General features: G+C 63.0%; 13 protein-coding genes and 1 pseudogene. 2 read left to right on the plus strand and 12 right to left on the minus strand.

Annotated features, from left to right (window positions below; all coding sequences use genetic code 11):
- Positions 1-5 precede the first annotated feature (5 nt).
- Positions 6-1,292, plus strand: a complete 1,287-nt coding sequence (gene gltA, locus RQH62_RS19355) for a citrate synthase (protein WP_311270299.1) — start codon at positions 6-8, stop codon at positions 1,290-1,292.
- 62 nt (positions 1,293-1,354) lie between these two features.
- Here gltA and RQH62_RS19360 read toward each other — a convergent pair whose 3' ends face one another.
- From RQH62_RS19360 to RQH62_RS19375, 4 genes are all read right to left on the minus strand, one after another.
- On the minus strand, positions 1,355-2,731 hold the full coding sequence (locus tag RQH62_RS19360) for a HAMP domain-containing sensor histidine kinase (protein ID WP_311270300.1): 1,377 nt from the start codon (positions 2,729-2,731) through the stop codon (positions 1,355-1,357).
- Positions 2,728-3,810, minus strand: coding sequence for a DUF2336 domain-containing protein (locus tag RQH62_RS19365; protein WP_311270301.1), 1,083 nt, complete (start codon positions 3,808-3,810; stop codon positions 2,728-2,730). Before RQH62_RS19365 ends, RQH62_RS19360 begins: the two co-directional genes overlap by 4 nt.
- A gap of 56 nt (positions 3,811-3,866) precedes the next feature.
- Entirely contained in the window at positions 3,867-5,033 is a 1,167-nt protein-coding gene (locus RQH62_RS19370; protein ID WP_311270302.1) for a hypothetical protein, read from the minus strand.
- Positions 5,034-5,120: 87 nt separating this feature from the next.
- Positions 5,121-5,423: an Hpt domain-containing protein gene (locus RQH62_RS19375; RefSeq protein ID WP_311270303.1), complete on the minus strand. Its 303-nt coding sequence runs from the start codon at positions 5,421-5,423 to the stop codon at positions 5,121-5,123.
- A 79-nt stretch (positions 5,424-5,502) separates the two neighbouring features.
- Between RQH62_RS19375 and RQH62_RS19380 the strand changes: the two genes are divergently transcribed.
- On the plus strand, positions 5,503-8,175 hold the full coding sequence (locus RQH62_RS19380; RefSeq protein WP_311270304.1) for a hypothetical protein: 2,673 nt from the start codon (positions 5,503-5,505) through the stop codon (positions 8,173-8,175).
- Between the two features lie 31 nt (positions 8,176-8,206).
- Here RQH62_RS19380 and aac(6') read toward each other — a convergent pair.
- The 8 genes and pseudogenes from aac(6') to nuoL all read right to left on the minus strand — a co-directional run bounded on the left by aac(6') (position 8,207) and on the right by nuoL (position 17,134).
- Positions 8,207-8,657: pseudogene (gene aac(6'), locus RQH62_RS24965) on the minus strand (aminoglycoside 6'-N-acetyltransferase).
- Positions 8,654-8,923: a DUF1467 family protein gene (locus RQH62_RS19390; protein ID WP_184265079.1), complete on the minus strand. Its 270-nt coding sequence runs from the start codon at positions 8,921-8,923 to the stop codon at positions 8,654-8,656. The pseudogene aac(6') and the gene RQH62_RS19390 overlap by 4 nt, the downstream one beginning before the upstream one ends.
- A gap of 9 nt (positions 8,924-8,932) precedes the next feature.
- A complete protein-coding gene (locus RQH62_RS19395) occupies positions 8,933-10,570 on the minus strand; it encodes a ribonuclease J (protein ID WP_311270305.1) in 1,638 nt (545 codons plus the stop codon).
- Positions 10,570-11,349 carry a type III pantothenate kinase gene (locus RQH62_RS19400; protein WP_311270306.1) on the minus strand — a complete coding sequence of 260 codons (780 nt, stop codon included), beginning with the start codon at positions 11,347-11,349 and terminating at the stop codon, positions 10,570-10,572. The genes RQH62_RS19395 and RQH62_RS19400 overlap by 1 nt, the downstream gene beginning before the upstream one ends.
- A 10-nt stretch (positions 11,350-11,359) precedes the next feature.
- On the minus strand, positions 11,360-12,061 hold the full coding sequence (locus tag RQH62_RS19405; protein ID WP_311270340.1) for a biotin--[acetyl-CoA-carboxylase] ligase: 702 nt from the start codon (positions 12,059-12,061) through the stop codon (positions 11,360-11,362).
- 2 nt (positions 12,062-12,063) lie between these two features.
- Positions 12,064-13,500, minus strand: a complete 1,437-nt coding sequence (gene nuoN / locus RQH62_RS19410) for an NADH-quinone oxidoreductase subunit NuoN (protein WP_311270307.1) — start codon at positions 13,498-13,500, stop codon at positions 12,064-12,066.
- A complete protein-coding gene (locus RQH62_RS19415) occupies positions 13,500-15,047 on the minus strand; it encodes an NADH-quinone oxidoreductase subunit M (RefSeq protein ID WP_311270308.1) in 1,548 nt (515 codons plus the stop codon). The genes nuoN and RQH62_RS19415 overlap by 1 nt, the downstream gene beginning before the upstream one ends.
- Positions 15,047-17,134, minus strand: a complete 2,088-nt coding sequence (nuoL, locus tag RQH62_RS19420) for an NADH-quinone oxidoreductase subunit L (RefSeq protein WP_311270309.1) — start codon at positions 17,132-17,134, stop codon at positions 15,047-15,049. Before nuoL ends, RQH62_RS19415 begins: the two co-directional genes overlap by 1 nt.
- Between the last annotated feature and the right edge of the window lie 7 nt (positions 17,135-17,141).

The following is a 17,141-nucleotide window of genomic DNA, read 5'->3' on the forward strand; positions in this document are numbered from 1 at the left end:
AAAATATGTCGGATAACACAGCCAACCTGACCGTTGGGGGAGATAGCAAGGACTATGCCATCATGGATGGCACCGTTGGTCCGCAGGTCATCGACGTTCGCAAGCTCTACGCCAATACCGGCATGTTCACCTACGATCCGGGTTTCACCTCGACCGCCAGCTGTGAATCGGGCCTGACCTATATCGACGGTGACGAAGGCGTCCTGCTGCACCGCGGTTATCCGATCGGCCAGCTGGCCGAAGAATCCAGCTTCATGGAAGTCTGCTACCTGCTGCTGAACGGCGAACTGCCGTCGAAGAAGGAACTGGCCGACTTCACGACCACCATCACGCGCCATACCATGGTGCATGAACAGCTGACCGCCTTCTTCCGTGGTTTCCGCCGCGACGCACACCCGATGGCCATCATGGTCGGCGTGGTCGGCGCCCTGTCGGCCTTCTATCACGACTCGACCGACATCAACGATCCGGAACAGCGCCGCATCGCGAGCCACCGCCTGATCGCCAAGATGCCGACGATCGCGGCCATGGCATACAAGTACAGCGTCGGTCAGCCCTTCGTCTATCCGCGCAACGACCTGTCCTACACCGCCAACTTCCTGCGCATGACCTTCTCGGTCCCGGCGGAAGATTATATCCCCGATCCGGTGATCGTGGACGCGATGGACAAGATCTTCATCCTCCACGCCGACCATGAACAGAACGCTTCGACCTCGACCGTGCGTCTGGCCGGTTCGTCGGGCGCCAATCCGTTCGCCTGCATCGCGGCCGGGATCGCCTGTCTGTGGGGTCCGGCGCATGGCGGCGCGAACGAAGCCGCACTCAACATGCTGCGCGAAATCGGTACCGTCGATCGCATCCCGGAATATATCGCCCGCGCCAAGAACAAGGACGATCCGTTCCGCCTGATGGGCTTTGGCCATCGCGTGTACAAGAATTACGATCCGCGCGCGACCGTGATGCAGAAGACCGCCAAGGATGTGCTGGAGAAGCTGGGCGTCAACGATCCCGTCTTCGACGTGGCCAAGGAACTGGAGCAGATCGCGCTCAACGATCCCTACTTCGTCGAAAAGAAGCTCTACCCGAATGTCGACTTCTATTCGGGCGTCATCCTGTCGGCCATCGGCTTCCCGACCGAAATGTTTACCGTGCTCTTCGCCCTTGCCCGCACAGTTGGCTGGGTCGCGCAGTGGAACGAAATGATTTCGGACCCAGCGCAGAAGATCGGCCGCCCGCGTCAGCTGTACACCGGTCCGGCGCAGCGGGACTATGTCTCGGTCGACAAGCGCTAACAAAGCGCGACCATCATAATAGAAAAAACGGCGCCTCAATCGGGCGCCGTTTTTTTATCGTATTAGTCGCCCACAGGGAGGGAGAGAATGAAACGGGCCCCCTCGCCTGGTGCGCCGCCGATGCGGATGTCGCCCTTCATCGCGCGGGCAAGACGACGGGAAATATAAAGGCCAAGGCCGCTGCCGCTGGCGTCATCCCGTCCCAGCCGCTCGAACTTCTCGAAGATGCGTTCCCGGTCCGCCTGGGCCACGCCCGCGCCCTGGTCGATCACGGCTATACGGGCCTGACCACTTTCCCACTCCGTCGCGACGCGCACTTCAGTCCCTTCGGGCGAATAGCGGACGGCGTTGCCGATCAGGTTCACCAGGATTTGCAGGATGCGCCGAAACTCGCCAATCGCAGGCAGGCTCGCATCGGGCGCAGGTGCGATGATGGTGATCCGCCGATCGAGCGCCTTGACCGTCAGCAAGCCCGCCGCGCGTCGGCCCAGATCGGCCAGGTCCACCTCTTCGGCAATCACGCTGAAATCGGGGCGGTCAATGGCTTGCAAGTCGGCCAGATCGTCCACCAATGCCATCAGATGCCGCCCCGCCGCCGCGATATCATTGGCATAACCGGCATAGTCAGGTCGCAACGGCCCTTCCAGTTGTGCACTGATCGTATCCGCGTTGGCGATGATCCGGCCCAAAGGCTGGCGCAGCGAACGATCCAGCCGACGCCCAAACTCTGCCGGATATATGGAAAGCGGTGCTTCTTCCACCAAAGGTGCGACCACAGCCTTTTCCAGTGGGAAGGCCGTACCACGATAGCCGGTCAACTGGCCGGCATGATCGAACATGGGAAAGGCCGACAGACGAAAGCGACTGTTACTGTCGCTCGCCAATATCGCTTGCTGGTCGCGAAAGGCGCGGCGCTGGGCAAAGCCGCGCAACATCGCCATATCGCCATCGCTATCGGCCTCCAGTTGAAAATAGCTGGAGAAACGCGCACCCGGCACGGGCGGAACCGTCGGCAGCGCTCCGCTATCGCCACCGCCGGCCAGCACCATCTGGAACCGCAACTGCGTGTCGATCTGCCAGGTCCAGCCATCGGCCAGCGCCGCGATATCCGCGTCGCGCCGGCCGTCATCGGGCGGCACCGGCGCAGACGGACGCTCGCGCCAGTCCACGATCGACAGGCTGACACCCTGATCGTCGGGCCTGGCCCGCACCCACATGTCGATATCGCCGCGCTGCGCCGCCGCAACTACCGGCCGTGACACCAGAACACCAAGGCGGGCCGCCAACCGGGCGATCGCCACCAGTTGCGGCACCGCGAAGGCCTGGCCGATATCCGCACCCGCCTCCTGCTGGAGCGCAAGCAACAGCGCATCCGCGCTCAACAGGCGGCCATCGGCGGACAGGGTGGCCCGGACGATCGCCGGCGAAGGCATAGTCATGTGCCGGACACCGCACGCAAATGGTCGAGTTTGGCACGCAGGATCGGCGATGTGCGCAAAGCGTTGATCGCAACGTCGGCCTGATCTTCGCTCACGCTTTGATAGCGCTCGGCTTCCGCCACAATGGCAGCATCCGACAGTTGTGGACGCACCGGACGCAGCGCCAGCAGCAAAATGCGATAATCGGCGGCCGAACCACCCAGCGCACGGCACAGGCTGGCCAGTTGCGCCACCGGTCCCATGACCAGCATATCGACCAGTTGGCGGCTTTCCATCCGCAACCGCCGCGCCGCGACCGCAGCGAAGAAGAGGAAATGCCGCTTACCCAGCAGGGCGCCGAGCAACTCCGGCACATCCGCCCGCTCGCCCATGCGCCGCACCAGCTTGTCGGCCTGCGCGATCGGGCAGGCCGCTTCATCATGATCGCGCAGCAACGCCCAACCCGACCGGTCGAAAGCCGCCAGCGATTGGTCGCCACCCTCCGCCATGGTCCGTCGCGCCACAACATGCAGGCAGGCTGCAACGGTCCAGAGCAAGTCGGCAAAATGCTCGGCCGGAAGGTCTGGCTTCATCGGCGCGTCCTCGCCCGCCAGGGCAAGCCAGCGCCCTTCGGACAGAGCCAGCGCCGATAGCGCATCCCCCAGTTCGGGATCGTCGGTGGTTGGGATCAGGTCACCCTGCCCTTCATCCAACTGCTCAACATCCCCCTGCCCGAATTGTCGGAGCAACAGCGTCACACCGGCACGCATCTGCATATGCGCCAGCAGATCGGGACCGAGCAAGCTGGGCTGCGCCCGCACCATCGGCCAGGCCAGCGCCGTCGGCCAGCGATCAAGCGCCGCAGCGACATCAGGCGCATGCTCCAGCGACAGGCGCAGGGCCATCTCGATCGCCGCGACGCAGCCGCCCAGATGACGGCGCGTCTCGACGATCAAGGCGTCGGGCCGCGCCTGTGCCTCGTCCGGAAAGAAAAACGCCAGATCAATGGCATGTCCGACCGGAACGGTGGACAAACCCGACAGGGCACGCGCCATCGGCCGGTCGCTGGCAATGCCGGTGGGGGACGAATGGGCGCTCATGCCGGTCAGCATAATCGCACGTCGTTAAAATGCACTAAACCCTGCGGGCAAAATCGTCATTCCGGCTTGCGCAACAGCATCGCGCCTAGCGAGGCGATGGCCAGCAATATGGCAGTGCGGAAGCCCTGTGCCATCAAGCCAACGAAGCCGGTAAGAATCAGCAGCAGCAGCGCCGAACCGGGGGTGAAGATCATCCACGGCCGCGCCGCGCCAGTCCGCCCCCAGCGATCGGCGACCATCACGATGCCAAGCAGCAACGCCAGATCGGCCGCCATGGTCGTGCCGCCGGCAAAGACCATGCCGGCCAGCACCAGTGTGGGCGCGCAAAAGGCCAGCCAGTTCAACAACGGTGCACGCAAGGCCAGATCGCCCAGCCGGTCGCTGATTTCCGACAGCAGCAAAGCCCCCATCAGCAGGAAGAAGCCGGTCAGCGGCCAGCCCAGTTCGATCGGCACCAGCGCCACGGCGCCCAGCGCGATCGCCGCGATCCGCACCTGTATCGCGGGCACCTGCATTCGCATCAAGGGCGGGCTGACGATCCGTGCCAGCGGAGCGAGCAGATAATGTTCGATACCACCGCGCGCCTGTGCCTGTGCCGCGCCAACGGCGGTTACCGCCTGCGCTACCAGATCGGCCTGCGCCTGCGTCTCGACCAGCGCGACGCGCCCTTCCAGCAGGTCGTCCTGCGGCACCGTGATCCGCCGCGCGCCCTTCTGCACTGCCGTGCGCACCAGCGTCAGCGCCAGATCCCAGTCGCCGATCATGTCGAGCGTGCCGAACAGCAAGTCCGGGCTGATCCGCGCCAGCCCCGCCCAGCGCTGCCCCGCGTCGATCCGCTCGAAGGGCGTGCTCGCGCGGCTGTCGTCGGTCACCAGCATGACATTGCCGTCAGCCCCGCCCATGCCGTCGAAATGGGCCTGTGATACGATTGCGCCATCGGCCACCAACAACACATCGCTGTTCCGCGGCGCATCGCGCACCATCGACACCATGTCACGCACCAGCGCCACAGCGATGCCGTCCGCGCTCAGCCGGTCGACGGCCTGCGACAGGGCCGGGGTGATGACGCTGACCAATATCATGATACGGTCGGCGCCGGCCTGCGCCGCTTGCCGTGCCTGATATTCCACCAGCGTCTGACCAGCGAAATAGAGGCTTGCGCGCAAACCCGGCGGCGAATCGCCCGATGCGCGGCTGGCGCTGAGAATAGCGGCGAAACTCATATTGTTACGCTTGTGACCCGATTGTTGTGCCGCGACCTTTTCGCAAGGCCGCGCGCTTCGCGCAAGCGGCGCGATGCGCCGAACCGGTCAGGTCTGGTCCAGTCCCTGTAACGCGGCCTGCAACTTGCGCAGCACGCGCGGATCGCCCGGCGCGGCCGCAGCCGCCTCATCGGCCAATGTCATCAGCGCGGTCAGGCCGAAGCTGGCAGCCAACCCTTTCAGTCGCCACGCCGCCAATTCCCAATTGGCGTCGCACCGCGCTCGCCCCAACAGATCGACCTGCCGCGTGGCGCTTTCCAGAAAGGCGACGCGCAGATCGGCGATCAATGCGCTATCGTCGCCGACGGCGGCTGCCAGAGCGGCATGAAGGGCGCCAGGATCATAAGACATGGGACGGACGCTATCGGGCTTGCGTTAAGTTTTGGTAACAGGGCATTTCCGCAGCCGGAAAAGATGCTAGGATGCGCGCATGACAGGGGGCAGCACCATCGTCGAGTTCTGGCGAGACGAACAAACCGCGACCGGCAACGAGTCGCAGATGGACGACATCTTGCTTTTGAAACAGGCGGTTCTCGACATAGACGAGAGTGAAGTGGCAGGCGGCGCCGATGAGGCGACGGTGAAGCGGATACGTTGGGCCCTGGCCGTACTGGCGATTGGCTGGATCGGCTTTGCCGGCTGGGCCATAGCGACATCGGGCGATCTGGCCGCCGGTCCGTTCGCCTGGGCCAATGCCGTCGTCACCATCACCATCCCGCTGATCCTGCTGACCGTCGCCTATCTCGTGCTGGTGCGCAACAGTCGCACCGAATCGCGCCGCTATCTCGACACCGCTCGCGCGCTGCGGACGGAGGCGGATCTGCTGGAGTTACGGCTCGGCCGGATCAGCACGCAACTGGAAGCGGCCCGGCAGTCGATGCAGGACCAGGCCGAACTGCTCGACAGCTATGGCGCCGCCGCCAGCAGCAATATGGAGGCATCCGCAGAACTGATCGCGGGCCGTGCCCAGACTACAGCCGACAAGGCCGAATCCGCTGAGAAAGCCGCCATGGCGCTCGTCTCGCGGATGGATCAGTTGATCGGGTCCATCCCCGAACTGGAAGATCGCACCGGTCGCATGACCGCGCAGATGATGGACAATGGCCATGCGCTGGCGGAGCGGATCGACACGCTGGAGGCGCGCTTGCATGCGCTGGGCGAACTGTCCGACGACGCGCGCGCGCGCACTATGGCTGCGACCAAGAGCCTGGCGAGCCAGTTGACGCAGATGCAGGAGGCTACGCGGTCGGCCTCCGCAGAAGTGACCGGCATGGCCGATATCGCATCGGGCCGGATTGACGCGACGGCTCAGGGCGCCCGGCAGGCGATGGAGCATAGTCGGCAGGATATCGAAGCGCACGCCGCTGCGCTGACATCCATGATTGAAACGGTTCAGGGCAATATGGCAGACAGCGGCCAGCAGGTGCGCCGCACTCTGGCCGAAGAGCTTGACGCCACCGAAGCCGCCGTGCGTTCGCGTTTCGAAGGCGTCCAACGCACCGTACAAACGCTGCTGACGACCACCGACGATGCGCTCACCCGCCGGGCTGAAGCGCTGGAAACGCTCGTCACCGCCGCTGAAAAGGGCATCGGTCAGGCCAGCGAAGATGCGCTGACCATCCTGGAACGCGACATGGAAGCGATGGAGACCGACCTGCGTCGTCGCCTCGACGCGGCGCTACAGCGTGCGCAGGAAACGCTGGCCATCACCGATGGCGGCCTGAACAGCCAGACGGCAACGCTCGATGCGCTGATCGCCCGGTCACGCGAAAGCCTGACCGCAATCGGCGACGAGACGGTCAACGGCCTCAGCGACACGATCGGCGATGTGGAAAGTCGCCTGCACCAGATCAACGATGTGATCGAAGGCCAGCGCAGCCTGATGACCAGCCTGCACGGGAGCCTGCTGGAAACCATCACGACCACCGAAGACCGTTTCGCGGCGCTGGAAGACAGCGCCCTGGCGCGGGGCGAGCGGCTGACCGGGGCGTTGACGCGCATGACGCTGGAAACCCAGCGGATCGATGCAGCACTGGCGGCGGGCGGCATGACGGCTGAAAAGCTGATCGGATGCGCGGAGACGCTGCTGGTTGCGCTGGATTCCAGCGTACGCGAACTGGACGAGACCTATCCGCAGGCACTGGAGCGCTTCGACGCACGCTTGCAACAGAGCCGCGCTCTGCTTGGTAGCACGACCCCGGAAATGGAGCGTCTGGAGGCGATTTCGGAAGCGCTCGTCGGGCGCACCGAAGAAGCGGAGGAAATGCTGCGCGGTCAGGGCAGTCGCCTGACCGAATGGCTGGAAAGCACGCAAGGCGGGCTGGAAGCCAATCGCGAACTGGTGGAACGGCTGCGCACGACGCTGGACGGCGCGCATCAGGATGCGACCCGCATCACCGAAGGCGCCGGACCACTGCTGGTCACGGCGCTCCTGCGCGTCAAGGATACGGCCGATCAGGCCGCCGAGCGCGCACGCCAGGCTTTGGGCCGCGCCATCCCCGACGCGGCGCAGAAGCTGGCGGAGGCCAGCGACGAAGCGTTGCAGGGCGTAGTTGGTGAAAAGGTGACAGCGCAGATCGAACAGGTTGCGCGTGTGGCGGAGGAAGCGGTCAAGGCAGCGCATCAGGCGTCGGAGCGGCTGACTCGTCAATTGCTGACGATCGCCGACACCAGCGCCAGTGTAGAACAGCGGATCGAGGAGGCGGAACGCGCCTCCGAAACCCGCGATCGCGATCATTTCGCGCGGCGTTCCGCTCTGCTCATCGAATCGCTCAACAGCACGGCGATCGACGTCGCCAAACTGCTATCCAACGACGTGACCGATTCGGCCTGGTCCGCTTATCTGAAGGGCGACCGGGGCGTGTTCACCCGCCGCGCGGTGAAGTTGCTGGATGCCGGCGAATCTCGTGAAATTGCGCTTCACTATGACAATGACGCGGAATTCCGCGATCATGTGAACCGCTATATCCACGATTTCGAAGCGATGCTGCGGATCATCCTGGCGGCGCGCGACGGCAATGCGCTGGGTGTCGCCATCCTCTCGTCCGACATGGGCAAGCTTTATGTCGCGCTGGCACAGGCGATCGAGCGGCTGCGGCAGTAAGGCGGCAGTAAGGCGGCAGTAAGGCGGCAGTTCAGCCGATCATTTTGCGAAAATAAACCACCCGCTCGGTTTCTGCGAATCCGGCAGCCTGGTGGAAGGCATGGCTGGACAGGTTGGCGATGTCAGCATCGGACGCCATTTCCGTACAGCCCTGTTCCTGTCCCCATGCCGCCAAGACCTGAATCAAGGCGCACCCTACCCCTGCCCGCCTCATATCCGGCGCGACATACAGCCCCTCGACGAACAGGACCGGGCTGGTGTCGCAGCCGTTGACATAACGCCGCCTCGACAAAGGCGACGGCGTTGCCCTGTCCGTCCAACGCGACGAAGGCCACGAAGCCTTCGTCTGTTGCCAACATTGCTACAATCTCTTCCCGATGTTCGGATATATCGGCGTCAGGCCAAAGCGCGCTGCGCATATGTGCCCATGCTCCCACATGGACAGCGGCAGCGCGAACGATCCGCACCGCCGCCCCGTTCATCGCGCGACGCGATAGCCGGGCAGCATGTCCAGCGTCACCCAGCCCTGCACATAATTGGCATAATAGAGGCCGAACAGGATCGTCGCCAATATGGTGGCACGCAGCATCACGACCGCCGGCCGAAAATTGCTGGGTGCGCTGTCCGCCTGCCCCTTCAGCAGCACCTCGCCCGTTTCATTGGGCGTGCGGATGCCGAAGGGGAGCATGATGAAGGCACTGATGACCCACATCAGGAAATAGATGGCGAAGATGGCGTACCAGTTCATCGCGCCTGTTTAGGCACGAATGATCAATACGTCCACTATCGGCTTCTTGCCGGTCCAGCGCGTAGCGGTACGACGCACGGCGAGGCGCAGGCGCTCCCGCAAAGCCTCTTCTTCCTGCGATCCCTTGGGAATGGCGGCGGCTGCTTCCTCGGCCGCTTCCGTCAGGAAAGCCGCCTTATCTTCCTCCACGGGCACGCCCTGCGTGCGCAACATCGGATCACCGATCAGCTTGCCCTTGCGGTCGATGGCCACGGCCACGCTGATCTGACCATGCAGGCCCAGCTTGCGCCGCTCGTTCATGGTCGAACCGTCGGCGGGCAGGATGACGTCCCCGTCCAGAACCAGTCGGCCCGTTTCCTGCCGGCCGATAATCTCCGGTGCGCCCGGCGCCAGACGCAGCAAGTCGCCATTGGACTGGACCACAGCATGACGGATGCCACTCGCGATACCAAGCCGCGCCTGCTCCGCCATATGGCGACGCTCGCCATGAACAGGCAACAGGATGTCGGGCCGGATCCAGCGATACATCGCCTCCAGTTCAGGACGGCCAGGATGACCCGATACATGGACTTCGGCCTGACGATCAGTGATCATCAGGATATTCTTCTGCGCCAGCGCATTCTGGATACGGCCGATGGCGATTTCATTGCCGGGAATCTGCTTGGACGAGAAGACGACCGTGTCACCTTCCGACAGCTTGATCGGATGGCTGTCAAATGCGATGCGCGACAGAGCCGCGCGCGCCTCGCCCTGCCCGCCGGTGGCAATGATCATCACTTCGTTGCGCGGCAAGTCCATGACATCGTCCCAGTCGACGGTCGGCGGAAAATCCTTGAGGTAGCCGGCGGCCTTGGCGGTACCGATGATGCGGTCGAGCGAACGGCCTGCCACGCATAGCTTACGCCCGGTGGCAGCGGCGACTTCGCCCAGTGTCTGCACCCGCGCCGCGTTGGACGCAAAGGTCGTGACCAGCACGCGCCCCTTGGCGCCTGCGACGGCCTGCATCAGTCCTTCACGCACATCGCCTTCGGACCCGCTGGCCTTGTCGTTGAAGACATTGGTGCTGTCGCAGACCAATGCCAGCACGCCTTCATCACCGATCGCGGTCAGTTCCTCCGGAGTCGACGGCTGGCCCAGCAAGGGCTGTTCGTCCAGTTTCCAGTCGCCGGTATGAAAGATGCGACCATAGGGCGTGTCGATCAGCACCGCATTGCCCTCCGGAATGGAGTGGGCGAGCGGCACATAGCGGAAGCCGAACGGGCCGAGGTTGAAGCTGCCTTCATTTTCGATCACATGCAGCTTGACGTCCTTGCTGAGCCCCTCCTCCTCCAACTTCAGCCGGATCAGGCCGGCGGTGAAGGGTGTGGCATAGAGCGGCACGCCCAGATCGGCAGCGAGATAGGGAATGGCGCCGATATGATCTTCATGCCCGTGGGTGAGGACGATGCCGAGCAGGTCGTCGCGACGCTCTTCGATGAAGCTCAGGTCCGGCAGGACCAGTTCCACGCCGGGGTAATTGGGGTCGGCAAAAGTCAGGCCGAGATCGACCATGATCCACTTGCCCTGGCAGCCGTAAAGATTGACGTTCATGCCGATCTCGCCGGACCCACCGAGGGCCAGAAAGATCAGTTCATCCTTGGGTGTCATTATGTTTTCAAACTCCGTTCGTACAACAGCGCCAGCCCCAAGATGGTGAGGTCCGGTGCGATCGCATCGAAAATATCGCTATTGTCATTGAAGAGGACGGCCAGTCCTCCGGTCGAAATCACCTTGGCGGGACGGCCGATCTCAGCGCGGATACGCGCGACCAGCCCTTCCATCATCGCCACATAGCCCCAGAAGACACCGATCTGCATCGCGTCCACTGTGCTCCGCCCGATCACCGACCGATTTTCCGGCGGCTCGATCGCAATTTTGGGCAGCTTGGCCGCCGCGGCAACCAGTGCATCCAGCGACAGGTTGATGCCAGGCGCGATCACGCCGCCTTTGTAGGCACCGCTATAATCGACCACATCAAAGGTCGTCGCCGTACCGAAATCGATCACGATCATGTCGTCATGATAGAGATGGTGGGCGGCAATGGCGTTTACAACCCGGTCCGCGCCGACCGAACTAGGCTCGGCCACATCCAGTTCGATGCCCCATTCGACCGGCGCCTGTCCGGCGACCAGCGCTGTGGTGTTGAAATATTTCTCCGCCAGCACCTGAAGATTATGGAGCGCGCGCGGCACGACGGTGGCGATGATGACCGCCTCCACGTCGGCGATCGCATAGCCTTCCAGTTGCAACAGCTGGTTCAGCCAGACGACATATTCGTCAGCCGTGCGCCGGGGGTCCGTGGCTATCCGCCAGCGTGTCTTGATCTCGCGCCCTTCGAGCAACGCGAAAACGACATTGGTGTTGCCCGCGTCGATCGCGAGAAGCATGGCCGGTCCCTCAGCTGAGAATGATATCGCCCGCGTGAATGGCACGGCTCTGGCCATTCGCCAAGCGCAGGATCAGCATGCCCTGACGATCGAGCGTATCGAAAGCCCCCTCCACTTCGCTGCCATCGGGCTGAATCACGCGCATTGGCGTGCCAAGGGGATGGGCGTTCAACAGCCAATGGGTGCGAATGGGGTCCAGCCCCTGCGCCCGCCAGATGGACAGCCAGTGGGAGAAAAGCTGCGCAAGCCGCTCATACAGGGCTTCCGCCGTAGCATCGGCCGCGCCCTGCGCCGTCAGGCTGGTGACGGGACGATCCAATCCGACCGGGTGGCCGACGACATTGATACCGATGCCGACAACGATTGCGTCGCCCGCCCGCTCCAACAATATGCCGGCGATCTTCGCGCCATCGATCAATATGTCATTGGGCCATTTGATCCGCGCCTGCCCCATACAGAGCGGTGCGACCAGCGCATGGACCGCATTGGCCGCAACCAGCGCCAGCGTGTGGGGCAGTGGATTGGTCGGCTGCAACCGGACCAGGGTAGAGCAATAGAGATTACCGTCCGGGCTTTCCCAGGCACGGCCCATACGCCCCTTGCCACCCAGTTGGCGCCCGGCGCGCAGCCAACTGCCATCAGCCCCGCCCTGCTCCGCCAACACCAGCATATCGGCGTTGGTGGAGCCGGTTTCCTCGACGAAGCGGAGCAGCGTCAGAAGAGCGACGCTGCCGCGGCAGCGCTCGCCTGATCCAGCGTGGGGTTGAGCAGATAACCCAGCACGATCACCACGGCACAGGCCGTCAGGATGATATTCTCGACCGGGCCACCCTTCGCCTCATAGGCGACGACCGGTTCGTCGAAATACATCGTCTTGATGATCTTGAGATAATAGAAGGCGCCGATCACCGACATGGCGATACCGAAGGCCGCCAGAGCCGTAAGGCCCGAAGCCACGGCGGCATCAAACACCAGGAACTTCGCCCAGAAGCCGAAGAGCGGCGGGATGCCAGCCATCGAGAACATGAAGATGGCGAGCGCAGCGGCCAGCCCCTTGCGCGACTGCGACAGGCCGGCCAGCTTGGCGATCTCTTCGACCGGCTTGCCGTTGGCATCGCGCAATTGCAGGATGCAGGCGAAACCACCGATGGTCATGATGACGTAGATCGCCATATAGCTCATCGTCGCGGCCGCACCGGCGGGCGTACCCGCAGCCAGACCGATCAGCGCGAAGCCGACATTGTTGATCGACGAATAGGCCATCAGGCGCTTGATGTTGGTCTGCCCAATCGCGGCAACGGCACCGAACAGGATGGATGCGAGCGCGACGAAGATCACGATCTGCTGCCAGTCCAGACCAGCCGGCCCCAACGCTTCGATCGCGACGCGGACGGTCAGGCCGATGGCTGCAACCTTGGGCGCGCTGGCGAAGAAGGTGGTGACGGGGGTGGGTGCGCCTTCATAGACGTCGGGCGTCCACATATGGAACGGCACGGCGCTGATCTTGAACGCCAGACCGGCCAGAACGAAGACCAGACCGAACAGTTCGCCCTTCGACACGCCGTCGCCCAGCGCGACGGAAATGCCGTCGAATGCGGTGCTGCCGGTGAAACCGTACAGCAGCGAGATGCCGTAGAGCAGGATACCGCTCGCCAGCGAACCGAGCACGAAATATTTCAGGCCCGCTTCGGAAGAGCGCACGTCCTGGCGCATGAAGCTGGCCAGCACGTAAGAGGCAAGGCTGTTCATTTCCAGGCCGACATAGAGCGTCAGCATGTCGCCCGCCGACACCATCATGCCCATGCCGATGGCGGCGAACAGGATCAGTACCGGATATTCGGGGCGCGGATTACCACCGACCGAGAAGAAGCGCGGAGCCAGCAGGATAGCCGCCGCCGCAGCACCGTAGATCAGCGCCTTGGCAAAGGCCGAAAAGGCGTCTGCGCGATAGAGGCCATCAAAGGCATCCGGACCATGGGCCAGCGAGCAGGAGAGCGAAACGCCTGCAATCGCCAGCACGATCACCGACAGCCAGTTGACCAGACGGGCGGAGCCGTCACCGCCAAAGGCAGCGACCAGCATCAGCGCTAGACCACCCACCGTCAGTATGAGTTCCGGCACGACCGCCAGAAGGGAAGCGGAGTCAATCATCAGTGCGCCTCCCCGTGCGCGGATGCTTCTTCATGGTGGCCCTCACTTTTAGGCTTGGGCGCACCCATCTTGATCTTGGAATCTCCTGCGGGAGCCGCAGGGGCGAGGCGCGCTTCAAGCGCTTGGATGTCGGACCGCATCGGGGCCAGGAAGCTTTCCGGATAGACACCCATCCACAGCACCACGGCTGCGATCGGCGCCATCAACCAGAATTCCCGGATCGACAGGTCGGGCATGGCCGCAGCATCGGCGTTCACCTGATCGCCGTAGCAGATGCGGCGATAGAGGTAGAGCATATAGGCTGCGCCCAGAATGATGCCTGTGGTGCAGACCAGAGCGACCCAGCTCGATGCCTGATAAACGCCCATCAGCGACAGGAATTCACCGACGAAGTTGGACGTGCCCGGCAGGCCGACCGATGCCATGGTGAAGAACAGGAACAGCACGGCATAGCGCGGCATGTTGATGCTCAGGCCGCCATAGCGGTTGATCTCGCGGGTATGAAGGCGATCATAGACCACGCCCACGCACAGGAACAATGCGCCGGCGACCAGACCATGGCCCAGCATGACCATCATCGCACCTTCGATGCCCGCCTGATTGAAGGCGAACAGGCCGATGGTGACGATCGCCATATGCGCGACCGACGAATAAGCGATCAGCTTCTTCATGTCCGACTGAACCAGCGCGACGAGGCTGGTGTAGACCACCGCGACCATCGACAGGCCCCAGACCAGCGGCGCAAGCTGCGCCGAGGCTTCCGGGAACATCGGCAGCGAGAAGCGGATGAAGCCATAGCCACCCATCTTCAGCAGCACGCCGGCCAGAATGACCGAACCGGCCGTCGGCGCCTGAACGTGCGCATCGGGCAGCCAGGTGTGGACCGGCCACATCGGCATCTTCACCGCGAAGCTGGCAAAGAAGGCCAGGAACAGCCAGGTCTGGACATGCGGATCGAAATTATAGGCCATCAGGACCGGAATTTCGGTCGAACCGGCTTCATGCACCATCCACATCATCGCGATCAGCATCAGAACCGAGCCGAGCAGCGTGTAGAGGAAGAATTTGTACGAAGCGTAGATGCGGTCCGCGCCACCCCAGATACCGATGATCAGATACATCGGGATCAGGCCGGCTTCGAACATGATGTAGAAGAGGTAGAGATCCTGCGCCGTGAAGACGCCGATCATCAGCACCTCCATGAACAGGAACGCCGCCATATATTCGCCGACGCGCTTGTTGATCGCATTCCAGCTGGCGCCGATGCAGATCGGCATCAGGAACACGGTCAGCGCGATCAGCATCAGGGCGATACCGTCGATACCCAGCGCCCAAGCGAAGCGACCGAAGATCGGCGCATATTCCTGGAACTGCCATTGCAGCCCGCCCTGGTCGAAATTCATCCACAGGACGATGCCCAGAACGAAATCGACCAGCGTCGCGATCAACGCGATCCAGCGCGCATTATTGGCGCCCGCGAACAGGCAGGCGATGGCCCCGGCCATCGGCACTGCCATCATCAGGGAAAGGATGGGGAAGCCGTCCATTATCGTGTCATCGCCCAGGTTGCTGCCGCGGCGAGCCCGATGAGCATCACCAGCGCGTAGGTGTAGAGGTAGCCGGACTGAAGCCGACGGGTGATCTTGTTGCCCTGCACGACCAGAGCAGCCAGCCCGTTGGGGCCGAAGCGGTCGATGAAGCCGACGTCACCGAACTTCCAGAAGAAGCGGCCGATGGCGAAGGCGGGCTTGACGAACAGGAAGTTGTACAGCTCGTCGAAGTACCACTTGTTCAGCAGGAACTGGTAGAGGCCACCGAAGGTCGCGACGAAACGGCGCGGCCAGTCGGTATTCTTGATGTAGCTCAGCCAGGCAATGACCAGACCGGTCAGCATCACCGTAAACGGAGAGAACTTGACCCAGGTCGGCACTTCATGGGCTTCGTGCATCAAGTGGCTGTCGAACGCGAGCGCGCCCTTCCAGAATTCGATACCGCCTTCCGGACCAATGAACTGATCGTGGAAGACGAAGCCGGCGAAGACGGCGCCGAGGCTCAGCACCAGCAGCGGGATCAGCATGACCAGCGGGCTTTCATGCGGGTGATAGCCACCTGTACCATCGCCGGCATCATGCGCATGATGATCGTCATGGCCATGGGCATCATGGGCGTGCGCCGCATGATCGTCATGACCGTGCGCGTCATGGGCATGATCGTCATGGCCGTGACCATGGGCGTCATGCAGCGCGTGCTGAATATGCTCGGACTGCGTCCAGCGCGGCTTGCCGAAGAAGGTCAGGAAGACCAGGCGCCAGCTGTAGAAGCTGGTCAGCAGCGCGGCGAACACGCCGACGATGAACGCACCCGTGCCCGCACCGCCAGCCGCATAGGCCGCTTCGAGGATGCCGTCCTTCGAATAGAAGCCGGCAAAGCCCACGCCGACGATCGGCAGGCCGACGCCGGTGATGGCGAGCGTGCCCAGCGTCATCGTCCAGAAAGTGATCGGGATGCTCTTACGGAGGCCGCCATAGTAACGCATGTCCTGCTCATGGTGCATCGCATGGATGACCGAGCCGGCGCCCAGGAACAGCAGCGCCTTGAAGAAAGCGTGCGTGAACAGGTGGAACATCGCCGCGCCATAGGCGCCGACACCGGCCGCAAAGAACATATAGCCCAGCTGCGAACAGGTCGAATAGGCGATGACGCGCTTGATATCGGTCTGCACCGTACCGACGGTCGCGGCGAACAGACAGGTCGCGGCACCGACATAAGTGACGACGGTCAGCGCCGTTTCCGACGTTTCGAACATCGGCGACAGGCGGCAGACCATGAACACACCGGCGGTCACCATGGTGGCCGCGTGGATCAGCGCCGACACAGGGGTCGGACCTTCCATCGCGTCCGGCAACCAGGTGTGCAGGCCAAGCTGCGCCGACTTGCCCATCGCGCCCACGAACAGCAGCAAGCAGAGGACGGTCATGGTGTCAAAACGATAGCCGAGGAAGCCGATGGTCGAACCCGCCATCGAAGGCGCAGCGGCCAGGATTTCCGGGATCGATATGGTGTTGAACACCAGATAGGTGCCGAAAATGCCCATCATGAAGCCAAGGTCGCCGACGCGGTTGACGACGAACGCCTTGATCGCGGCCGCATTGGCGCTGGGCTTACGGAACCAGAAGCCGATCAGCAGGTAGGAGGCCAGACCCACGCCTTCCCAACCAAAGAACATCTGCAACAGATTGTTCGCGGTCACGAGCATCAGCATCGCGAAGGTGAAGAGCGAGAGATAGGCGAAGAAGCGCGGTTGATCCGGCTCTTCGTCCATATAACCCCAGCTATAGATGTGGACGAGGCTCGACACGCTGGTGATGACCACCAGCATGACCGCCGTCATCGTGTCGACGCGCAGCGCCCACTGGGCATCGAAGCTACCGCTTTCGATCCAGGTGAAGAGCGGCGTTACCGTCGCTTCGGCATGGCCGAGCAGGAAGGGAATGAAGGTCACCCAGCTCAGCGCGCAAGCGATGAACAGCGCGCCGGTGGTGACGATCTTTGCAGGCAGTTTGCCAAGGGCCTTGTTGCCAAGGCCGGCGATGGCAGCAGCTAGCAGCGGAAGAAGGACGATATACTGAATCATGTCAGGA

It is taken from the genome of Sphingobium sp. WCS2017Hpa-17, assembly GCF_031843765.1.
GTDB lineage: Bacteria > Pseudomonadota > Alphaproteobacteria > Sphingomonadales > Sphingomonadaceae > Sphingobium.